The 21,340-nt window shown below is 69.4% G+C and carries 19 protein-coding genes; 8 read left to right on the top strand and 11 right to left on the bottom strand.

Annotated features, from left to right (window positions below; genetic code table 11):
• Nucleotides 1-116: 116 nt before the first annotated feature.
• The 4 genes from ON27_RS10400 to infC form a co-directional block, all read right to left on the bottom strand.
• Nucleotides 117-914: a TrmH family RNA methyltransferase gene (locus ON27_RS10400; RefSeq protein ID WP_043723413.1), complete on the bottom strand. Its 798-nt coding sequence runs from the start codon at nt 912-914 to the stop codon at nt 117-119.
• Nucleotides 915-954: 40 nt separating this feature from the next.
• Nucleotides 955-1,335 (bottom strand): 50S ribosomal protein L20, encoded by a 381-nt coding sequence (rplT, locus tag ON27_RS10395; protein WP_043723410.1) that lies wholly within the window; start codon nt 1,333-1,335, stop codon nt 955-957.
• A 109-nt stretch (nt 1,336-1,444) separates the two neighbouring features.
• A complete protein-coding gene (gene rpmI, locus ON27_RS10390) occupies nt 1,445-1,639 on the bottom strand; it encodes a 50S ribosomal protein L35 (RefSeq protein WP_043689645.1) in 195 nt (64 codons plus the stop codon).
• 58 nt (nt 1,640-1,697) lie between these two features.
• Entirely contained in the window at nt 1,698-2,363 is a 666-nt protein-coding gene (infC, locus tag ON27_RS10385; protein ID WP_083887487.1) for a translation initiation factor IF-3, read from the bottom strand.
• Nucleotides 2,364-2,702: 339 nt separating this feature from the next.
• Here infC and ON27_RS10380 point away from each other — a divergent pair, with 339 nt between their 5' ends.
• The 3 genes from ON27_RS10380 to ON27_RS10370 all read left to right on the top strand — a co-directional run bounded on the left by ON27_RS10380 (nt 2,703) and on the right by ON27_RS10370 (nt 4,525).
• The gene (locus ON27_RS10380) at nt 2,703-3,230 is read left to right on the top strand and encodes a DinB family protein (RefSeq protein ID WP_043723407.1); all 528 of its coding nucleotides are present in this window, start codon (nt 2,703-2,705) and stop codon (nt 3,228-3,230) included.
• Nucleotides 3,231-3,234: 4 nt separating this feature from the next.
• The gene (locus ON27_RS10375) at nt 3,235-3,576 is read left to right on the top strand and encodes a DUF1844 domain-containing protein (RefSeq protein WP_043723405.1); all 342 of its coding nucleotides are present in this window, start codon (nt 3,235-3,237) and stop codon (nt 3,574-3,576) included.
• Nucleotides 3,577-3,814: 238 nt separating this feature from the next.
• Nucleotides 3,815-4,525, top strand: a complete 711-nt coding sequence (locus ON27_RS10370; RefSeq protein ID WP_043723404.1) for an alpha/beta fold hydrolase — start codon at nt 3,815-3,817, stop codon at nt 4,523-4,525.
• A 43-nt stretch (nt 4,526-4,568) separates the two neighbouring features.
• On the opposite strand, the gene uvrA is transcribed toward ON27_RS10370, so the two are convergent.
• Nucleotides 4,569-7,520 (bottom strand): excinuclease ABC subunit UvrA, encoded by a 2,952-nt coding sequence (gene uvrA, locus ON27_RS10365; protein ID WP_043723403.1) that lies wholly within the window; start codon nt 7,518-7,520, stop codon nt 4,569-4,571.
• A 463-nt stretch (nt 7,521-7,983) separates the two neighbouring features.
• Between uvrA and ON27_RS10360 the strand changes: the two genes are divergently transcribed.
• Nucleotides 7,984-9,540: a sensor histidine kinase gene (locus ON27_RS10360; RefSeq protein WP_051046414.1), complete on the top strand. Its 1,557-nt coding sequence runs from the start codon at nt 7,984-7,986 to the stop codon at nt 9,538-9,540.
• Between the two features lie 9 nt (nt 9,541-9,549).
• Here the strand turns inward: ON27_RS10360 and ON27_RS10355 are convergent, their stop codons facing one another.
• Both ON27_RS10355 and ON27_RS10350 read right to left on the bottom strand, forming a co-directional pair.
• Nucleotides 9,550-10,329: a sigma 54 modulation/S30EA ribosomal C-terminal domain-containing protein gene (locus tag ON27_RS10355; protein WP_245559902.1), complete on the bottom strand. Its 780-nt coding sequence runs from the start codon at nt 10,327-10,329 to the stop codon at nt 9,550-9,552.
• Nucleotides 10,330-10,455: 126 nt separating this feature from the next.
• Nucleotides 10,456-11,664 (bottom strand): beta-ketoacyl synthase N-terminal-like domain-containing protein, encoded by a 1,209-nt coding sequence (locus tag ON27_RS10350; RefSeq protein ID WP_373282761.1) that lies wholly within the window; start codon nt 11,662-11,664, stop codon nt 10,456-10,458.
• A gap of 211 nt (nt 11,665-11,875) precedes the next feature.
• Between ON27_RS10350 and ON27_RS10345 the strand changes: the two genes are divergently transcribed.
• From ON27_RS10345 to ON27_RS10335, 3 genes are all read left to right on the top strand, one after another.
• Complete coding sequence (locus ON27_RS10345) at nt 11,876-13,225, top strand: diguanylate cyclase domain-containing protein (RefSeq protein WP_043723401.1); 1,350 nt, start codon at nt 11,876-11,878, stop codon at nt 13,223-13,225.
• Between the two features lie 11 nt (nt 13,226-13,236).
• On the top strand, nt 13,237-13,551 hold the full coding sequence (locus ON27_RS10340; RefSeq protein ID WP_043723397.1) for an antibiotic biosynthesis monooxygenase family protein: 315 nt from the start codon (nt 13,237-13,239) through the stop codon (nt 13,549-13,551).
• Between the two features lie 119 nt (nt 13,552-13,670).
• A complete protein-coding gene (locus ON27_RS10335; protein WP_373282760.1) occupies nt 13,671-15,968 on the top strand; it encodes a HelD family protein in 2,298 nt (765 codons plus the stop codon).
• 84 nt (nt 15,969-16,052) lie between these two features.
• Here ON27_RS10335 and ON27_RS10330 read toward each other — a convergent pair whose 3' ends face one another.
• The 3 genes from ON27_RS10330 to ON27_RS10320 all read right to left on the bottom strand — a co-directional run bounded on the left by ON27_RS10330 (nt 16,053) and on the right by ON27_RS10320 (nt 18,334).
• Entirely contained in the window at nt 16,053-16,505 is a 453-nt protein-coding gene (locus ON27_RS10330) for a universal stress protein (RefSeq protein ID WP_043723394.1), read from the bottom strand.
• Between the two features lie 484 nt (nt 16,506-16,989).
• Complete coding sequence (locus tag ON27_RS10325) at nt 16,990-17,403, bottom strand: DoxX family protein (protein WP_043723392.1); 414 nt, start codon at nt 17,401-17,403, stop codon at nt 16,990-16,992.
• A gap of 28 nt (nt 17,404-17,431) precedes the next feature.
• Nucleotides 17,432-18,334: a helix-turn-helix domain-containing protein gene (locus ON27_RS10320; RefSeq protein WP_245559901.1), complete on the bottom strand. Its 903-nt coding sequence runs from the start codon at nt 18,332-18,334 to the stop codon at nt 17,432-17,434.
• 52 nt (nt 18,335-18,386) lie between these two features.
• Between ON27_RS10320 and ON27_RS10315 the strand changes: the two genes are divergently transcribed.
• Entirely contained in the window at nt 18,387-18,857 is a 471-nt protein-coding gene (locus ON27_RS10315; RefSeq protein WP_043723389.1) for a VOC family protein, read from the top strand.
• Nucleotides 18,858-18,919: 62 nt separating this feature from the next.
• Here the strand turns inward: ON27_RS10315 and uvrB are convergent, their stop codons facing one another.
• A complete protein-coding gene (gene uvrB / locus ON27_RS10310) occupies nt 18,920-21,109 on the bottom strand; it encodes an excinuclease ABC subunit UvrB (RefSeq protein ID WP_043723386.1) in 2,190 nt (729 codons plus the stop codon).
• Nucleotides 21,110-21,340: the final 231 nt, after the last annotated feature.

The following is a 21,340-nucleotide window of genomic DNA, read 5'->3' as shown; positions in this document are numbered from 1 at the left end:
AACTACGCGCCCAGCGCACCTCAACCACGACTTTCGAGCGAAGCGAGACCGAGCATCCGCCGTTCGCGGCCCGCGAGCCACAAGGGGGCCGCGAACACGCAGCGCCGCAGGCGCTGCTAAACATTCCAGCGCACGCGGGAGTTGGCGTAGAGGCAGATCGCGGCGGCCGTGGCCAGATTGAGGCTTTCGGCGCGTCCGCGAATGGGGATGCGGATGCGGTGGTCGGCGCGCCGTGCGACGGCGGGGTCCAGACCGTGCGCCTCGTTGCCGAACAGCCACGCGACGGGCGCGGTGAACAACGGGTCGGCGTCGTCGAGGTCGACTTCGCCGTTCGCCGCGGTCGCCAGGATCGTGATGCCCGCCGCGGCGATCGCGTCGAGCGTCTCGCCGACGTCGCGGTGCCGCGCGATCGGCACGTGGAAGACGCTGCCCGCGCTGGCCCGCACGCATTTGCCGTTGTGCGGATCGACGCTGTCACCTGTCAGCGCGACGCCGTCGGCGCCCACGGCGTCGGCCACCCGCACGAGCGTTCCCGCGTTGCCCGGTTCGGCCATTTCGACGGGTACGGCCAGCATCCGCGGCTGCGCGTCGAGGATGTCGGCCAAGGGCACGTCGAGCAGGTCGCAGACGGCGACCAGTCCGGGGGCGGTGACGGTTTCTCCGAGGTGCTGTGCCGCGCGGTCGCTCACCAGCGTGGTGCGTACCCCCGTGGCGGCGGCCCCCGCGATCAGCGCGTGGTCGCGCTCGGCGGCGGCCTCGGAGTAGAACAGCTCGTGGACGCGCCCGGTCTCCAGCGCCGCCGCTACGGCGTTGGCGCCTTCGGCGAGGAATCGTCCCGCTTTGCGACGCTGCGCGCTGCGCTGCAGCTTCACAGCGGAAACGACCCGTGGATTGCGCTCGCTGAGCGCTTCCACGGGTCGTTCCGAAAGGTGTCCGTGTGCCAATGGAGGCGACTCAGGCAGCCGGCGCGTTGACATCCTGCGGCAGGGCGGCCTTCGCGATCGCAACGAGACCGGCGAACGCCTCGGCGTCCGACACCGCGAGCTCGGCGAGGATCTTGCGGTCGACCTCGACACCCGCGGCCTTCAGGCCCTGGATGAAGCGGTTGTAGGTGATGTCGTTGATGCGCGCGGCGGCGTTGATGCGCGCGATCCACAGCTTGCGGAAGTCACCCTTGCGCGCCCGGCGGTCCCGGTAGGCGTAGGTGAGCGAGTGCAGCTGCTGCTCCTTGGCCTTGCGGTACAGCCGCGAGCGCTGGCCGCGGTAGCCCTTGGAGGCCTCGAGGATGGAACGGCGCTTCTTCTGAGCGTTGACGGCCCTTTTGACGCGTGCCACTGGTCAGTCCTGTTCGATCTGGGGCGCGGGGCAGCGCCCGGAAATTGGTCGGGGGTGGCGACGGAGGTTCTCCGGTCGCGGGGTGCGGTCGGTCTGCGCGGGGGCGCGATCAGATACCGAGCAGCTTCTTCACGCGACGGACGTCGGCGGGGGCGACGACTTCCACACCGTCCAGACGGCGAGTCCGGCGGGTGGGCTTGTGCTCGAACAGGTGGCGACGGTTCGCCTGCTGGCGAAGCAGCTTGCCTTTGCCGGACACCTTGAATCGCTTCGAGGCGCCGCTGTGCGTCTTCATCTTCGGCATGGATTCCTCTATCTGTCGTCCCGGCGGTCCGAGAGGACCGCCGGCGTTCTGATCGGTGTTACTGCGGGCCGGCCGTCTCGGCCTGCTCCGCGGCGGGCTGACCGGCCGGTGCGGCGCTCGGCGCCGGACGCGGGGCCGACTCCTGCTGCGCCTTCACCCGGGTCTTCGCGCCCTTGTGCGGGGCGAGGACCATGGTCATGTTGCGACCGTCCTGCTTGGCCGATGTTTCCACGAAGCCGAGATCGGCGACGTCGGACGCCAGCCGCTGCAGCAGCCGGAAGCCGAGTTCGGGCCGGGACTGCTCGCGTCCGCGGAACATGATCGTCACCTTGACCTTGGATCCGGCCTCGAGGAAGCGAACGACGTTGCGCTTCTTGGTCTCGTAGTCGTGGTCGTCGATCTTCGGGCGGAGCTTCTGCTCCTTGATCACCGTCTGCTGCTGGTTCTTCCGAGACTCGCGCGCCTTCTGCGCCGTCTCGTACTTGAACTTGCCGTAGTCCATGATCTTGCAGACCGGCGGACGGGCATCGGGTGCCACCTCGACCAGATCGAGGTCGGCTTCGAGGGCGACGCGTAGTGCATCTTCAACACGCACGATCCCAACCTGCTCGCCGCCAGGCCCGATGAGCCGGACCTCGGGAACACGGATGCGATCGTTGATGCGGGTCTCAGTGCTGATGGGGCCTCCTAGGTCAAGCGGTGTCGTCGGACGACCGCGCGCAATAACTGCAACCCCTGTTCAACACGAAGGCCCCGGTGCGGTATTCCGCGCACGGGGCCCGATGTCGACCGATCGCCGGCCACGAGCGAACTCGGGTCGACTCTCGCGCTCGAGTTCTCCGAAGAGAACGTCGGCACGAGAAACCCGCCCTCGCGGGGCGGGTGACCGGACCGCTGGACCGTACGATGACTCGTCGGCAGCGGTGGGAGTCGGGCTCCACTTATCAGCCCCGGGGCAAGCCCGGGGCGGTCGTCAGCGCAAAGTCTAACATTCCGTTCGGCTATCGCCGAATCGGGTCGAAAATGCCTTGCTCGGCCGTCGGTCGCGTGCCACGCTCCCCCGATGCGAAAACCACGCCGTGACCTGCTCCGATGGCAATTCGACCTGACCTGGTCGCTGGCCGGGATCCATCTCGACGCGCTCACGCCGGAAGACTTCCTCTGGGAACCCGCCGAACTCACCTGGACGGTACGCCCCGACCCAGACGGCGTGTGGCGGCCGGACTGGGCCGACACCGAACCCGATCCCGTGCCCGTCCCGACGATCGGATGGCTCACCTGGCACATCGGCTGGTGGTGGGGCACGGCGATCGACCACACCGAGGGGCGCACCCCGCCCGCGCGGGAGGACGTGCACTGGCCCGGTGACGGCGTCGCGGCCCTCGCCTGCCTGCGCGATCTGCACGCCGAGTGGTTGCGCGTGCTCGACGCGCTCACCGAGACCGACCTGGACCGCGCTTCCGCCTACCCGTGGCCCGCCGACGCGGGGCTCACCATCGCGCATCTCGCGGCCTGGGTGAACGCGGAGCTGATGAAAAACGTCGCGGAGATCGGCCACCTCCGGATGCTGCGCGCCGCGTCGCTAGCCTGAAGACATGACCGACGACCTCGACGCCTCCGTACGCGAACTGGCCGACATCCCCGCGGTGGAGGTGATCAGCCGCGCGGCCGTCATGCTGATGAGTTCGGCGGCGGAGAAACTCGGCCTGGCCGACGAGGACCCGGAGACCAGCCCGCGGCGCGATCTGGACGAGGCGCGCCGCGTGATCACGGCGCTGGCCGGTCTGGTCACGGCGTCGGTGGAGTATCTCGGCCCGCACGCCGGACCGATTCGCGAGGGATTGCAGTCGCTGCAGCGCGCCTTCCGTGAGTCCTCCGCCCATCCCGACGAGCCGGGCAAGGGCCCGGGCGAGAAGTACACCGGCCCCGTCTACTGAATTCGGTCCCGGCGCGCAGTACGCGGACGGCACGCCCACTACCGCGGCCGCTGCGCGCCGGTACTGCGCCGAACCGCCGACCGATCGGCGGCAAGTCCGCCGTCCGCGCTCACCCGAGGTGATCAGCGCTACCTGATTTCGTTCGGAAATTCGACTCGGGGCCGAAATTTGTGAGCGAAATACCCATGGAGACAACGATGTTTAGGAAATTTCCCAACGGGTAGGGCACAGTGAGCCTATGGCTACACGGATTCTTCTCGCTCCCGGATTCTGGCTCGGTGCATGGGCGTGGGACGAAGTGGCGCCCGATCTGCGGCAACGTGGCAACGAGGTGCTGGCGCTCACGCTGCCCGGCCTGGACGCCGCCGATCCCGATCGGTTGTCGGCCACCCTGGAATCCCAAGCGCAGGCGATCATCGACGCGGTGCCCGCCGACGAGACCGTCGTGCTCGTCGCGCACTCCGGCGGTGCGGCGCCCGCCTATCTCGCCATCGACCGCGCGCCCGCGCTGTTCCGCCGGGCGATCTACGTCGACAGCGCACCGCTGCCGAACGGGTTCGTCATCAACTCCGCGCTGGACGCCGCCGCGCGCGAGTGGGTCCTCCCGGAATGGTCCGAGCTGGAGGCCGAGGGCAGCAGCCTGGCGGGCTTGGACGACGCCGCGTTGGCGCGCTTCCGCGAGCGCGCCGTCTCCGAGCCCGCGTCCGTGGCGGGCGCACCGCTGCGGTTGAGCGATTCGGCCGCGCGACTGGCGGTGCCCACCACCGTGATCTGCAGCAGCATGACCGCCGAACTGGTCGAGAAGCTGCGCGACAACGGCGAAGCGCCGATCTTCGCCGAACTCGGCCGTATCGACGCCGAATACGTCGACCTGCCCACAGGGCACTGGCCCATGTGGTCCAAGCCGAAGGAGCTGGCCGAACTGATCCACACCATCGCCAACCGCTGACGAACCCGGCGCGGCCCGGCATCGGGGCCGCGCCGGGTGAGGGTCACCCGACCGACGCCGTCTTCTTCGCCACCCGCTTCGTCGCCTTCGCCGCCGCTTTCTTCGCCGGAGCCTTCTTCGCGACGCTCTGCGGCGCGGGCCGCGCGTCCAGCACCTCTTTCAGGAACTGGCCGGTGTAGCTGTCCGCGACGGCCGCGACCTCCTCCGGTGTGCCCTCGGCCACGACGGTGCCGCCGCCCGAGCCGCCCTCCGGACCCATGTCGATCACCCAGTCGGAGGTCTTGATGACGTCCAGGTTGTGTTCGATGACGATCACCGTGTTGCCCTTGTCCACCAAGCCGTTGATGACGTTGAGCAGCTTGCGGATGTCCTCGAAGTGCAGACCGGTGGTCGGCTCGTCGAGGATGTACACGGTGCGGCCGGTGGACCGCTTCTGCAGCTCGGCGGCCAGCTTCACGCGCTGCGCCTCGCCGCCGGAGAGAGTGGGAGCGCTCTGACCGAGGCGCACGTAGCCGAGGCCGACGTCCACCAGCGTCTTGAGGTAGCGGTGGATCGAGGTGACCGGTTCGAAGAACTCGGCGGCCTCCTCGATGGACATGTCCAGCACCTCGGCGATGGTCTTGCCCTTGTAGTGCACCTCGAGGGTTTCCCGGTTGTAGCGGGCGCCGTGGCAGACCTCGCACGGGACGTAGACGTCCGGCAGGAAGTTCATCTCGATCTTGAGCGTGCCGTCACCGGAGCAGGCTTCGCAGCGCCCGCCCTTGACGTTGAACGAGAACCGGCCGGGCTGGTATCCGCGCACCTTGGCCTCGGTGGTGGCCGCGAACAGCGTGCGGATCTTGTCGAAGACGCCGGTGTAGGTGGCCGGGTTGGACCGTGGCGTGCGGCCGATCGGCGACTGGTCCACCTGCACCAGCTTGTCCAGGTGATCGAGCCCGTTGACCCGGGTGTGCCTGCCAGGCACCTGCCGCGCGCCGTTGAGCCGGTTCGCCAGCACCGTCGCCAGGATGTCGTTGACCAGCGTCGACTTGCCCGAGCCGGAGACGCCCGTCACCGCGGTGAGCACGCCGAGCGGGAAGGCGACGTCGATGCCCTTCAGGTTGTGCTCGTTCGCCCCCACGACGGTGAGCTGTCGCTTCTTGCTGACCGGGCGGCGCACCAGCGGCACCTCGATCCGCTCCCGGCCCGACAGGTACGCCCCGGTCAGCGAGTTCGGGTCGGTGAGCAGTTCTTGATAGGGCCCGCTGTGCACCACGGTGCCGCCGTGCTCGCCGGCGAACGGGCCGATGTCGACCACCCAGTCCGAGGCGCGGATGGTGTCCTCGTCGTGCTCGACCACGATCAGCGTGTTGCCGAGATTGCGCAGCCGCGTGAGCGTCTCGATGAGCCTGCGATTGTCCCGCTGGTGCAGGCCGATGGACGGCTCGTCGAGCACGTACAGCACGCCGACCAGGCCGGAGCCGATCTGCGTCGCGAGCCGGATGCGCTGCGCCTCGCCACCGGAGAGCGTGGCCGCCGCGCGCGAGAGCGTGAGGTACTCCAGGCCGACGTCGAGCAGGAAGCCCAGCCGCGCCTGCACCTCCTTGAGCACCTGCCCGGCGATCGCCGCCTCACGCTCGCCCAGGGTGAGCGAGTTCAGGAACGCCGAGCACTCGCCGATGGACAAGTCGCTGACGTCGGCGATGGACTTCTTGTCGCCGTTCGCGGCGATGGTGACCGCGAGGATCTCCGGGCGCAGCCGAGCGCCGTTGCACACCGGGCACGGGATGTCGCGCATGTACCCGTCGTAGTGCTCTTTCATCTGCTCGGACTCGGTGCTCTCCATGCGCCGCTGCAGGAACGGCATGACGCCCTCGAAGTCCGCGTAGTACGAGCGCTTGCGCCCGTAGCGGTTGGTGTAGGACACGTGCACCTGGTCGGCGCTGCCCTCCAGCACCGCCTTGCGCGCCTTCGGCGGCAGCTCCTGCCACGGGGTGTCCATGGAGAAGCCGATGGAATCGGCGAGGCCGGACAGCAGCCGGGTGAAGTACTCCGCGGTCTGGCCGCGCGACCACGGCGCGACGGCGCCTTCGTTCAGGCTCAGCGCCGGGTCCGGCACCACCAGTTCCGGGTCGACCTCCTTGCGGATGCCGAGGCCGGTGCAGTCCGGGCAGGCGCCGTAGGGCGAGTTGAACGAGAACGAGCGGGGCTCCAGGTCCTCGATGTCCAGCGGGTGGCCGTTCGGGCAGGCGAGACGCTCGGAGAAGCGGCGCTCCCGGTCGTGGGCGTGCTCGTCGCGGTCGACGAAGTCGAGCACCACGATGCCGTCGGCCAGGCGCAGCGCGGTCTCGATCGAATCGGTCAAGCGCTGCTTGGAATTGGGTTTCACCGCCAGCCGGTCGACCACGACCTCGACGTCGTGCTTCTCCTGCTTCTTCAGCTTCGGCGGATCGGTGAGCGGATACACCACGCCGTCGACCCGCACGCGCGAGTAGCCCTGGGTGTTCAGCTGGTCGAACAGGTCGACGAACTCGCCCTTGCGGGTGCGCACCACCGGAGCGAGCACCTGGAAGCGGATGCCCTCCTCCATGGCCAGCACCTGGTCGACGATCTGCTGCGGCGTCTGCTTGGCGATCAGCCCGCCGCACACGGGGCAGTGCGGCGTGCCCGCCCGCGCGTAGAGCAGCCGCAGGTAGTCGTAGACCTCGGTGATGGTGCCCACGGTGGAGCGTGGATTGCGGTTGGTCGACTTCTGGTCGATGGAGACCGCGGGCGACAACCCTTCGATGAAGTCGACGTCGGGCTTGTCCATCTGGCCGAGGAACTGGCGCGCGTACGCCGACAGCGACTCGACGTAGCGCCGCTGCCCCTCCGCGAAGATGGTGTCGAAGGCCAAGCTGGACTTGCCGGAGCCGGACAGACCGGTGAACACGATGAGGCTGTCGCGGGGCAGGTCGAGATCGACACCCTTGAGGTTGTGCTCCCGAGCTCCGCGCACAGTGAGGCGTTCCGCCACAGGTCGTCCCTTCTCCTTCGTGTTCGGCGTCCAGACATACCCCCGGCCGCCATGCTAGGCATGGGCACCGACAAGTTTCACGGACCGCCTGTCACCTCGACGAATGCGGGAACCCGGCGGCCGGACGTCACGGATCGAGCCGGGAAACGGGTCTGCACGCCCCCGTAGCATCGCCCTCCCGGCACCCGTGGTCAACAGCGGAACGGTCCTCGTCATTCCACCTTCCCCGCGCGCCGCGCCCGCACGGCTGGGCCGATGACGGCGGCAACAGCGAACCCGGCCGTATGTGCGAGGCGATCGCTCGCAGGCCGCCCAGCGCGGGGTGCTCGAGGTCACGCGATCGTGTGACGATGAACATAGCGAGAACGGTCGCGCGCGGGTCGAACGACTTCGCCGCGTGCGCACCGACGGCCCACTAGACTGGGGCCGCTGTGCTCATCCCACCGGCCTCCCCCACTCCTCTATGACGGACGTCACCCCCGCTCTCACGTCAACGGTGCTCGACACGCTGCGCGCCCTCGTCCGGGCGGCCACCCGCTTGGTCGACGCCCGCTACGGCGCGCTCGGCGTCCGCGGACACGATCACGAGCTGGTCGAATTCATCTTCCACGGCGTCGACGACACGATGCCCGCCCACATCGGCCGGTCGCCGGAGGGGCACGGCGTCCTGGGGCTGTTGTTCCTGCGCCCGGAGCCGATCCGGCTGGACGATCTGTCGAAACATCCGGCCTCCGTGGGCTTTCCGCCCGATCATCCGCCGATGGGCAGCTTCCTCGGCGTCCCGGTGCGCATCGGCGAGGAGATCTTCGGCAATCTCTACCTCACCGAGAAGGCGGGCGGGCAACCGTTCACCGACGACGACGAGGCCGTCGTGCTGGCGCTGGCCGCCGCGGCGGGTATCGCCATCGAGAACGCCAGGCTCTACGAGTCCGCCCGGACCAGACAGGCGTGGATCGAAGCCACCCGCGACATCGCAACCGAGTTCCTCGCGGGCACGGCGCCGGACCTGGTGCTCGCGCAGGTGGTCGCGCGCGCCCGCGCGCTGACCGGCTCGCAGCAGGCGCTGCTGGCCGTGGTCGCCCCCGCGACGCCGCCGGACGAAGCCACCGAACTCGTCGTGGCGCAATGGTTCGGCCCCGGCCCGGGTCCGGAACGGGTGCGTATCGCGGGTACCGCCACCGGCACGGCGTTCGTCGAGCGCGCGCCGGTGCGGGTGAGCGACGCCGCGGCGGTCGATCTCGGCGCCGAGGTCGGCTCGGCGGGGCCCGCGCTGGTGCTGCCGTTGCAGACCGCGGATCTCGTGCTCGGCGTGCTGATCATCGTCCGCCCGCCCGGCAGTCACCCGTATCCCGGCGAACTGATCGAGCTGACCGCCGCGTTCACCGACCAGGCGGCGCTGGCCATGCAACTGGCCGAGACCCAGCGCAGGATGCGCGAACTCGACGTCCTCGCCGACCGCGACCGGATCGCGCGCGACCTGCACGACCATGTCGTGCAACGACTGTTCGCGGTCGGGCTCGGGTTGCGGGCCACCGCGGCCCGCACCGACGATCCCGAAGTGCGGCAACGCCTTTCGGCGGAGATGGACGGGTTGCAGGAGGTCGTGCAGGAGATCCGCACATCGATTTTCGACCTGCACGGCGGTGACCCGCTGCGGCGCAGGCTCGAGGATGCCATCCGCCAGCAGACCGCCGACGGCGCGTTCCGGACCAGCGTGCGGTTCTCCGGACCGCTCTCGGTGGTGGGCGACGCGCTGGCCGACCACGCGGAAGCGGTGGTGCGCGAATCGGTGAGCAACGCGGTGCGCCATTCCGGCGGCAACCGGCTCGCCGTCGAGATCACCGTCGACGACGAATTGACGGTGATCGTCGAGGACAACGGCAAGGGCATGCCCGCGGACGTGGACCCCAGCGGACTGGCCAACCTCGCGCAGCGCGCGAACATGTCCGACGGGCGCTGCACGGTGCGGCGCGCCGAGCACGGCGGCACCAGGGTGCACTGGTCCGCGCCGCTGGCGTAGCCGTAGCGATCAGGCGGGCGCCACCAGGGCCAGGTCGCGGTCGTGACGCCGGTAGAGCAGCCAGCCTCGGCCGCTGTCCGGGTCGGTGTAGAACAGGAACGGCAACCCCTTGCGGCACAACATGTTCGCCGCATCGGCCGAGACCAGGCACGCGGCCGGTTCGGCGTCGACGACGATCGGCGGTGCGCCGAAGACCGTTTCCGGCGACCAGATCGGCGGATGGGTCGCCCGCTGACGGATCAGTCGCACGCCCCGGCCCGCCCAGTGCACCACCGCGTCCGCGCCGGTGTGGGCGTCGGTGAACAGGTGGGCGTCGTAGTCCATGGCGTCCAGGACCGCGACCGCCTCGGCCGGTGTGCAGGTGGACAGGGTGACCTGCTTGCGGCGGACGATCGGACCCGGCTCGCCGACCCAGGCCAGCGCAGGGCGCGCCGGATCCGGCCAGGTGCGCGGTTCTCCCGCGGCCAGGCGGGCCAGCCTGCGGTCCAAGCGTTCGGCGGCGAAGGTCACCGCGAAGCCGCGCGGCCCGGTGACCTGCACTCGGGTGACGACCTCGCGGCGGCGGACGTCGCGGTGGTGGACGTCGATCTGCACCACCATGGGCTGCTCCGCGTCGGGCGGCGCGGTGAGACGCACCCGGGCGGGGGCGTCGAGATGGTGCCTGCGCAGAACTCGGCCGATGGCTCGCACCGCCCGCGTCACGCCGATGGCGCCCACGTCTCCGCGCGTGATCACCGCCACTTCCGGCCCCGCGGCCGTCGTCCATTGTTCCGCCGGGAATCGCGGCACCGAAATGACCATCTGCCTTGCCCCGCTTCCAGATCGATCCGTCCCCGCTCCCATGCCAGCACCACGCGGGTGCCGCGAACAGGGCCGAAAGTCCCCAGCGGCGAAAACAGCTGTGGTAGGCGCGATTCAGGCGGCCCCGAGCAGCACGACGGAGTTGTTGCCGCCCATGCCGAGAGAGAGCTTCGCGGTGATCCCGCCCTCGAACGCCGCGGGCCCGTCCAGCAGCCGGGGATGCGCGGGCGCCACGATCGGCGCGGCGGGCACGATGCCGCGGTCGTAGCCGAGGGCGGCCGCCGCCACCTCGACCGCGGCCGCCGCACCCTGGCAGTGGCCGGCCAGCGGCTTCAGCGCGTAGATGTGCGGGCGATCGGCGAAGACGTGCTCCAACAGTTGGTGTTCGGCCGCATCGCACTGCCGCGTCCCCGTGCCGTGCGCGTTGAAATAGCTCACCTCCTCGGCGGCGACTCCGGCGCCGGCGAGCGCGCGGCGCACGCAGTCGAGGATCTGCTCGTGCGCCGGGTCCACCGAGACCACGTGGTAGGCGTCGTTGGACATGGCGCCGCCGAGTACCGCGGCATAGGGCCGCCGCGCCGCCCGGGTGAGGACGAACGCCACCGACGCCTCGCCCATGCTGAACCCGCGGCTGCCCTGCTGGAAGGGCCTGCACGCGTCCAGCGGTTCGGCGTCGGTCACCGCGGCGCCGAGTCGCACGAAGTGTTGCACCATCTCCGGGGTGGCCGACAGGTCGGTCGCCACGAAGACCACGTCGTCGGCCATGCCCGCGTCCAGCCAGAGTTTCGCGGTGATGAGGGCCACGTTGGCGGAACTGCACGCGGCGGAGACGTTCATCGCCGGACCGTGGAAGCCGAACTCCTGCAGAACCATCGACACCGGCGTGGACGGCAACAGCCGCAGGTAATCCCGAGGGCGGCGGTGGCCCCCGTCGGCGAGGTAGAACTCGCGCCAGTCCACTACATCGCCGAGCACGATGGCGTGCAGCAGGCCGACGGTGCGGCCGGGCCGCCAGCCGCGCTCCTCGGCATCGGCGACGGCTTCCCGGGCCGCCTCGTGCACGGCGCGTCCGTAACGGCTTGCGCTCAGCTCGGGGTCGCCGCCCTCGGGCACCAGCGCCACCCACGCGTCCTCGTCGCGGCCCGGCCCGTAGCCGGATTGCAGGGCCGCCGCCGACTTGCCGCTGAGCAAGCCGTCCCACAGCCGTTCACGCCCCCACCCGTAGCCGGTGATCGCGCCGATCCCGGCGATGGTCATATGATCTCGGTGCCGCGGCGGATCGAATCGCGACCGCACGGCGGTGTTCGGGTCGGCACCCGGCATGTATCGCTCCTTCGCCGGTTCCCCGGACCGACCGACGGCCTGCCCTATCTCGACGCAGAAACCGGTTCCATAATAATTGCCGGTTCCGGCCCGGGAACGGGCCGCTACTGTGATCGAAGCAATACCGTGGACGATGTGATCTTGTACACGTCGATACCAGGATGATCCCGTGTTCCAATGGCCATATTCGGGTCGATGATCGGGGGTTCGAGTGGGTGACGACAAGCTGGCCGCCGCGATCGACGCCGCCGAACAGCTGGCCGCGCGCTACCGCTCCCTGGTCGAGCACACCCCGGACGGGATCTGCGTGCACGAGCGCGGCCAGGTCGTCTACGTCAACCCGGCTACCGTCCGGCTGCTGGCCGCCGAGAGCGCCGAGGAGATCGTCGGCCGTCCGCTGACCGATTTCGTCCACCCCGCCTCGGTCCCCGCGATGCTCGACCGCATCGCCACCCTCACCACCGCGGGCGCGGCCTCGATCCCCACCGAGATGACGCTGCTGCGGGTGGACGGCGGCACCGTTCCCGTGGAGACGGTGTCGGTGCTGACCGCCTGGCACGACCGTCTCGCCTACCAGGTGGTGATCCACGACCTCACCGCCCAGCGCCACGCCGAGGCCGCGCAGCGCCGGGCCGAGCACTACTTCACCACCGTGGTCTCCCAGCTGGAGGAGGGTGTCGTGGTGATCGATCCGGAAGGCCGGATCGAGTCGATGAACCCCGCGGCCAAGCGCATCTTCGGCACCGAGGGGCCCGACGGCCAGGTCATCGGCCGCACCATCCAGTCGCTGCCCCTGGTGCTGCTGGACGCCAACGCCCAGCCGCTGCCGCCGAGCCGCCATCCGGTGGCGCGCACGCTGGCCACGGGCGAGACCATCACCGGCTACGTCTTCGGCGTCGACCGGGTGGACGGTCAGCGCCGCTGGTTGTCGGGCAGCAGCCGCCTGCTCAACCCCGGTGACCCGCGTTCGTCGGCGGTGTCCTCCTTCGCCGACATCACCGAGTTCCGCGCCAGCAGGCGGCAACTGGAGTACCAGGCCACGCACGACTCGCTCACCGGGCTGGCCAACCGCTCGCTGATCCTGTCCCAATTGGCCGCCGCGCTGGCCAGCACCGACGAATTGCTCCCGGTGTCCACCGTGCTGTTCATCGACCTGGACGGGTTCAAGGCGATCAACGACACCCTCGGGCACGCCATCGGCGACACCGTGCTGCAGATCGTCGCCCAGCGGCTGCAGCGCGCGCTGCGCGGCGACGACATCGTCGGCCGGCTCGGCGGCGACGAGTTCCTGGTCCTGTTGTCCGGGCGCACCCGCCGCGTCGACATCGAAGCGCTGGTGAGCAGACTGCGCTCGACCATGGCCGAGCCGATCATCGCGCGCGGGCACCGGATCGAGGTCGACGCCTCGATCGGCGTCACCGAACTCGGCGTCGGCGACCGGCGCAGCCCGGAAGCCGTGCTGCACGACGCGGATCTGGCGATGTACCGCGCCAAGCCGCCCGGGCGCCGGGAAGGCACTGTCACCAAGGGCCGCAGGCCCAACAGCACCCACGCGTCCTGACCGGCCCGCGCATGATCATCGAACACGCGCTGCTGCCGGTTCGCCCCGAGCGCGCCGCCGAGTTCGAAGCCGCCTTCGCCGCGGCTCGCCCGCTCATCGCGAGCATGCCCGGCTTCCGGTCGCTGTCGCTGTCGCGCGGCGTCGAGTCGCCGGGCAGCTATCTGCTCCGGGTGGAGTGGGACCGTCTCGACGACCACGTGGTCGGATTCCGCGGCTCGCCGGAATATCAGCGCTGGAAGGACCTGCTGCACCATTTCTACGACCCGTTCCCGGCGGTGGAGCACTTCACGCCGGTGCCGCTCCCGGACCCCTCGTCGGGGGCCTGACCTGCGGTTGCGGCGAGCCGTCCGCAACCTCGGTAGACTCGACAACTCTGCTTTCCGAGCGTTCACCTGCCCGGCCCGGGTAGTGTGTCGCGGTTCTTCGCGGTGACAAGGAGTCCAGTTTGCCCGACCTCACTCAGGATCGTGCCGCCCACGACGGCGCCCCCGAGCGGATCCGCGAGACCGACCAGGAACAGGCGTACCTGTCGGTGCTGTACGAGCGGCTCGACGAGATGCGCGACTACGCGCGCAACCGGTTGCGCACCGTGCTGCTGGAGACCGGCGGCACCCCGCAGGCCCGCAGCGAACGCGAGTCCTTCACCCAGCTCTACTCCGAGGACCTGGCGAAATACGACGCAGCGGAGCACGGCCTGTGCTTCGGCCGCATCGATCTCGACGGTGCGCAGGAGGAATACCGCTACATCGGCAGGATCGGCATCCTCGACGAGAAGGACGACTACGAGAGCCTGCTGCTGGACTGGCGCGCCCCGCTGGCGCGGCCGTTCTACCTGGCCACCACCGCGGCGCCGGACGGCGTGACCCGCCGCAGGCACATCCGCTCGCGCAACCGCGAGGTCACCGCGATCAACGACGAATACCTCGACCTGGCGGCCGCGCGCCGGGCCGGGGTCACCGACGCCGACGGCGGCGTCGGCAGCGAGAGCGCGCTGCTGTCGGCGCTCAATGCCGCCCGCACCGGCCACATGAACGACATCGTCGAGACCATCCAGCACGAGCAGGACGCGATCATCCGCTCCGAGCACAAGAGCGTGCTCGTGGTGCAGGGCGGGCCGGGCACCGGCAAGACCGCCGTCGCGCTGCACCGCGCGGCCTATCTGCTCTACACCTACCGCCAGCAGCTGGCCAAGAGCGGCGTGCTGATCATCGGGCCGAACGCCACCTTCTTGGACTACATCGGCCAGGTGCTGCCCTCGCTCGGCGAGACGGGCGTCCTGCTGTCCACCATCGGCGACCTGTACCCGGGCGTGCGGGCGGTCCGGGAGGACTCGCTGCGGGCGGGCGAGATCAAGGGATCGCTGACGATTCTCGAGGTGCTCAAGCAGGCGGTGCGCGACCGCCAGGAGGTGCCCGCCGAGCCGATCCGGCTGAGCTTCGACGGCTATCCGGTCGTCCTGGACCGCAAGATCGCCACCAAGGCCCGCGGCCGGGCCCGCTCCTCGCGCAGGCCGCACAACCTGGCCCGGCCGATCTTCGCCGGCTCGGTGATCGACGCGCTGACCGACCAGCTGGCCGCGACCATGGGCGCCGACCTCTCCGGCGGTCCCAGCCTGCTCAGCTCGGCCGACCTCACCGAGATCCGGGACGAGATGCGGGCCGACCCGCAGATCCAGGCCGCGATCGCCGGGCTGTGGCCGATCCTGTCCCCGCAGGACGTCCTGGCCGACCTGCTCGCCGATCCGAAGCGGCTGGACCGGGCCGCGAGTTCACTGGACCCGGCCGACCGCGCCGAGCTGCTGCGCGCGGACGACGGGCAGTTCAGCGCCGCGGACGCGCCGCTGCTGGACGAACTGGCCGAACTGCTCGGCGTGGACGACGCCGAGGAGCGCGAGCGCGCCCGCCGCCGCTGGCGCGCCCAGATCGCCGAGGCGCAGGACGCGCTGGACATCCTCACCGGGTCCGCGCCCCAGGATCTCGAGGACGAACTCGACCCGGAGATCCTGATGGCCTACGACCTGATCGACGCGAGCCAGCTGGCCGAGCGCCAGGACATTCGCACCCGTCGGACGACCGCGGAGCGCGCGGCGGGCGACCGCACCTGGACCTACGGCCACGTCATCGTGGACGAGGCGCAAGAGCTGTCGGAGATGGCCTGGCGCATGGTGATGCGGCGCATCCCGAACCGGTGGGTCACCGTGGTCGGCGACGTCGCGCAGACCGGCGACCCGGCGGGCGCCTCGTCCTGGCAGCGGATGCTGGAACCCTACGTCGCGTCCCGGTGGAAACTCGCCGAGCTCACCGTCAACTACCGCACGCCCGCCGAGATCATGGATCTGGCGGCCGACGTCCTCGCGGCCATCGATCCGGCGGCCACCGCGCCGCGCTCGGTCCGCGAGACCGGCGTCGCGCCGCGTGCCTACCGGGTCGAGCCGAGCGAGGTGCACGGGGAGGTCGCCCGGCTGGTCGCCACCGAGACCGGGCCGGGCACCACAGCGGTGATCGCGCCGCACGCGCTGGTGGGGCCGCTGGCCGACCTCGCGGCGGATTCGGTGCGGGTATTGACCGTGCACGAGGTGAAGGGCCTGGAATTCGACGCGGTCTACCTGGTGGAACCGCAGGACATCCTCGACGAATCGCCGCGCGGGCTCAACGACCTCTACGTCGCGCTGACCCGGGCCACCCAGCGGCTCGGCGTCGTGCACAGCGCGGATCTGCCCGGCGTGCTCGATCGGCTGCGCTGAATCGCCGCGCCACCGAGAACGACGAAAGGCTCCGTCGCGCATCGCGGTTCGCGACGGGCACGGAGCCTTCCGGGCTCGCGGGACTCAGCGCACGGTGTGCACGATCAGCACGTCCGAGCGGGACTTGCGCGCCACGTCGGAGGGCACCGAACCGAGCAGCCGTCCGGCCAGGGTGTTCAGGCCCCGGTTACCGACGACCAGCAGGTCGGCGTCGACCTCCTTCATCAGTGCCAGCAGCGACTCCACCGGCTCGCCGACGATGGCGCGCTCGACGATGTCGGCCGCGCCCGCGGCGATCGCCTTGTCCCTGGCGATGCGCAGGATCTCGTTGGTCGGCGCCGAACCGCGTACCTGGTAGGCCTCCTCCTTGAGCACGTCGGCCGCCGCGGCGACATCGCGGTCGTCGGTCGGGTAGTAAGCGCAGGCCACGACCAGGGTCGCGCCGGAGACTCCGGCCAGGGCTCCGGCCTTCTCGACGGCGACATACGACGAGTCCGAGCCATCGGTACCGACGACAATGGTCCGGTAGGCGGTCATTCTCTCCTCCAACTATGCGGTGGGTCCGGTGCCGCGCGCGGTGTCGTCCCGCCTGGACGGGGCGTCGGCGCGGCGACTGGGCTCGACCATAGCGGCAAACGGTACGGAAATTTCAGAAATCGCAAGACATCACACTCGGGGTGTTCCGCCATTCCCGCCGCGGATTCGCCAGGGAATGCCGGAAAGGCCTTACCAACCAGCGCAGACCCAATTCCGCGGAACCAAACCTGTGATGTGCCACAACCGCTTCCAACGCTGTTGCGTCCCTGGGATATTCGTCACAGAGCCAGGTCCGTCACAGGAAGATCGGCCCGCCCGCCCGGGTGAATCACCCGCCGTGACGGGCCGATCGGGCCCGGACAGCCCGCCGCTACGGCCACTGCCGATAGTTTGCCCAGAATATGCCGAGAATCGCTCCGATGATGTCCATGGCTTCCTCTTCCTGCAGTAAAAAGGACGCGCAATATTAGCGCGCGAACCCGGACTACAGGTCGAAAAGCGGGCCGGTGAGAGTCAATCCGAGTTCGTCGACGTGTGCGAAGAACGCGAACAGCATGAGGGCGGCGCCCGCCAGCGCCATGTCCTTGTTGAACTGGATCATCTCGGTTTGCATGTTCTGCTCGTCGGTCTCCCGCCAGAACGGGTGCATCACGACGGCGGTCGGCAGCAGGGCGATCACGAGCAGCAGCGAACCGAGGTCGGCCCACACACCCAGCAGCACGCTCAGGCCGCCGAGGCCGAACAAGGCGCCCGAGCCGAGTACGGCGGCCTTCGCCATCGGGACATGCTTGCTCTGCGCGTACCCCGCCATCGCCTCGGTCCGGGTGAAATGCCCGAGAGCGGAAATCAGGAAAAGCGCCGCGAACAACACCCGTCCGATCAACACCACGATATCCATGTCCGGCTCCTCGTCGACTGTCCGGCAACTAACCCCGCGTCGGCATGACCTTGGCGGTGACTTCGTTGCGGAAACGGAGCGAATTCTTGGCATATTCCAGGGGAGCCATACCCACTTCCGCGGTGAACTCACGCGAGAAGTGCGCTTGGTCGAAATAGCCCAGTTCGGCGGCCAACGCGGCGAGATCGTCGACACGGCCTTTCGCCAGCAGGTCCGCGCCGTCCTGCAACCGGTAGCGTCGCAGCACCCATTTCGGCCCGGCCCCGACGTACCGGCGGAACATGCGCTGCAGCGTTCGGGCGGGTACATCGAACCGCTCGGCGATCTGATCGACCCTGGTGAGCTCTTGGTCGGTGGCCATCGCCGCCACGATGCGCAGCACCAAGTGGTAGGTCGAGTCCGCGGTCGGGGGACGTCGCGCGAGGTAGTCCTCGACGACGCGGCGGCGCTGCTCGACAGTCGGAGCGCCGAGCACTCGTTCGGTCAGGCCCGCGGCATCGGGCAGCACGTCGGCGAGGGGGACGGCGCGATCGCGCAACGAGCCGACATCGAGACCGGTGAACGCGCCGAACCCGCCCGCACGGAAACGGATGCCGAATGTCTCACCGAGCCCGCTGAGTTCGCGGATGAACTTCGTGGTGGTCACGCCGGTGACGAAACCGCCGGTGCGCGCGTCGGATCTTTCGAAGGTGACGTTCACGCTCGGATACGACAGCACCTCCGCCCGGTACGGCGGTCTGCCGCGCAGATCCCAGCGCACCGCCCAGTACCACTCGACGTAGCGGTCCACCGCCGGGCTCGGCGGCAACCGGACCAGCGAACGATGCTTCGCCTGTTCGTCGGGATGCAGGATTCCCTTGGTGTCGGTGGGCGTCAGCGGATCGCGAGCCCGCAGCGGCTCCCCGGACGACGATTCGGCGCTATTCGGCACGGTGTCGCTTTCTTACAAGACCGGTCGACCGCCACGGGCGAGAGTTGTGCTCATGACGAACACCGTGAATCCCATTGCCGACGGATACCACTCGATCACTTGCTTTCTCGCGGTGGGCGACGGCAACAAGGCCATCGACTTCTACACCGCCGTCTTCGGCGCCGAGGTGATCAGCCGCAACGATCTGCCCGACGGCCAGCCCGCGCACGCCGAGTTGAAGATCGGCGACTCGACCCTGCAAATGGGGATGCCCATCCCGGACAACGGCGTGCTGGCGCCGAACGGCGAATGGGTGCACACCTCGATCGTGCATTACTGCCCCGATGTCGACGCGGTGGTGCGCCGTGCGGTCGAACACGGCGCCCGCAACGTCGAACCGCCGCAGACCTTCGTGACCGGCGACCGATTCGGCGTCGTGATCGATCCGTTCGGCCACCGCTGGGCGGTGCTCACCAAGGTCGAGGACGTGCCGCGCGAAGAGGCCGAGCGCCGGGTGAACGAATGGATGGCGAACCAATCCTGACGCTCCGGCTGCCTCCGCGGTGACCGGGCTCCCGGCCCGCGCAGGCAGCGCCGGTGCGGCGCTCAACTCAATCCGGCGGCGTCCATGCCGCGCAGTTCCTTCTTCAGGTCCGCGATCTCGTCGCGCAACCGCCCCGCGAGCTCGAATTGCAGCTCGCGCGCCGCGTTCATCATCTGCGCGGTGAGCTCCTTGACGAGATCGGCGAGTTCGGCACGCGGCATCGATTTGACGTCGCGGCCTTCGTACACGCCCGCGCTGACCGCGCGGCCGGGCTCGCCTTGCGCGCGCCTGCCGCGGCTGGCGTTGCGCCCGGAACCGCCGACCTCCACCTCGGTCTCGTCGGCCTCCCGGTACACCTGGTCGAGGATGTCGGCGATCTTCTTGCGCAGCGGCTGCGGATCGATGCCCATCGCTTCGTTGTACGCGACCTGTTTCGCGCGACGGCGCTCGGTCTCATCGATGGCGAACTGCATGGAGTCGGTGACTTTGTCCGCGTACATGTGCACTTCGCCGGAGACGTTGCGGGCCGCGCGGCCGATCGTCTGGATCAGCGCGGTGGTGCTGCGCAGGAACCCCTCCTTGTCCGCGTCGAGGATCGCCACCAAGGACACCTCGGGCAGGTCGAGCCCCTCGCGCAGCAGGTTGATGCCAACCAGCACGTCGTATTCGCCCAGGCGCAGCTGGCGCAGCAACTCGACGCGGCGCAGCGTGTCGATCTCGGAGTGCAGATAGCGCACCCGCACCCCTAAACCGAGCAGGTAGTCGGTGAGGTCTTCGGCCATCTTCTTGGTCAGCGTGGTGACCAGGACGCGCTCGTCGCGCTCGGTGCGTTCTCTGATCTCGTGGATCAGATCGTCGATCTGACCCTTCGTCGGTTTCACCACAACCTTGGGATCGACCAAGCCGGTGGGCCGGATCACCTGCTCGACCACCTCGCCGCCGGTCTGCCCGAGCTCGTACGGACCGGGAGTGGCCGACAGGTAGACCGTCTGGCCGATGCGATCGGCGAATTCCTCCCAGGTCAGCGGCCGGTTGTCCACGGCGGAGGGCAACCGGAAGCCGTACTCGACCAGGTTGCGCTTACGCGACATGTCACCTTCGTACATGCCACCGATCTGCGGGACCGTGTTGTGCGACTCGTCGATGACCAGCAGGAAGTCCTCGGGGAAGTAATCCAGCAGGGTCGCGGGCGCCGACCCGGCCGGGCGGCCGTCGATGTGGCGCGAGTAGTTCTCGATGCCGGAGCAGAAACCGACCTGGCGGATCATCTCCAGGTCGTACTGGGTGCGCATGCGCAACCGCTGCGCCTCGAGCAGCTTGCCCTGGCGTTCCAGCTCGGCCAGCCGCTCCTCCAGCTCCGCTTCGATGTCGCGCACCGCGCGCTCCATGCGCTCCGGCCCGGCCACGTAGTGGGTGGCGGGGAAGATCCGCAGCATGTCCACCTGGCGGACCACGTCTCCGGTGAGCGGGTGCAGGTAGTACAGCGCCTCGATCTCGTCGCCGAAGAACTCGATGCGCACGGCGAGTTCCTCGTAGGACGGGATGATCTCCACGGTGTCGCCGCGCACCCGGAACGAGCCGCGGGTGAACGCCATGTCGTTGCGGGTGTACTGCACGTCGACCAGCAGGCGCAGCAGCGCGTCGCGATCGATCTCCGCGCCCACTTGCAGCTGCACCGACCGGTCCAGGTACGACTGCGGCGTGCCGAGGCCGTAGATGCAGGACACGGAGGCGACCACCACCACGTCGCGCCGGGACAGCAGGCTGGAGGTCGCCGAATGGCGCAGCCGCTCGACATCGTCGTTGATCGAGCTGTCCTTCTCGATGTACGTGTCGGTCTGGGCGATGTACGCCTCGGGTTGGTAGTAGTCGTAGTAGGAGACGAAGTACTCCACGGCGTTGTGCGGCAGCATCTCGCGCAGCTCGTTGGCCAGCTGGGCGGCGAGGGTCTTGTTCGGCGCCATCACCAGCGTCGGCCGCTGCAAGCGCTCGATCAGCCAGGCGGTGGTGGCCGACTTTCCGGTGCCGGTGGCGCCGAGCAGAACCACGTCGCGCTCCCCCGCTTTGATCCTGCGTTCCAGCTCGGCGATCGCGGCCGGCTGGTCTCCCGCCGGCTGGTGTTCGCTGACCACCTCGAACCGGCCGCCGACGCGCTGGATCTCGCCGACCGGGCGGAACTCCGAGTGCGCGAGCGGCTGCTCGGCCGCCCTGTCCTCGAAGCCCTCTGCCGGAATCTCGGTTGCGAATGCCATGCTCACCAGCCTAGGCCGAGCCACCGACAGATTCCCGGGAGGCGGCGGCGGTCCCGACAGACCTGCGATTCCCTCGCCGTGATACGCGAGCCCGCGTGCGCGACAGCATTCGCACAACCCGGCCCGGCTCGCTGGGAGGGAACGGTTACATGTCCGAAATGTCCGTTGTCGCAATAGGTTTCGCGTTGGCGAACACCTTATCGCGGACCGACCGCAGACCTCCCACCGGGT

The organism is Nocardia asiatica NBRC 100129 (assembly GCF_000308415.1).
Classification (GTDB): Bacteria; Actinomycetota; Actinomycetes; order Mycobacteriales; family Mycobacteriaceae; genus Nocardia; species Nocardia asiatica.
The sequence above is the reverse complement of the archived record's forward strand: the minus strand, read 5'-3'. Positions and strand labels throughout refer to the sequence as shown.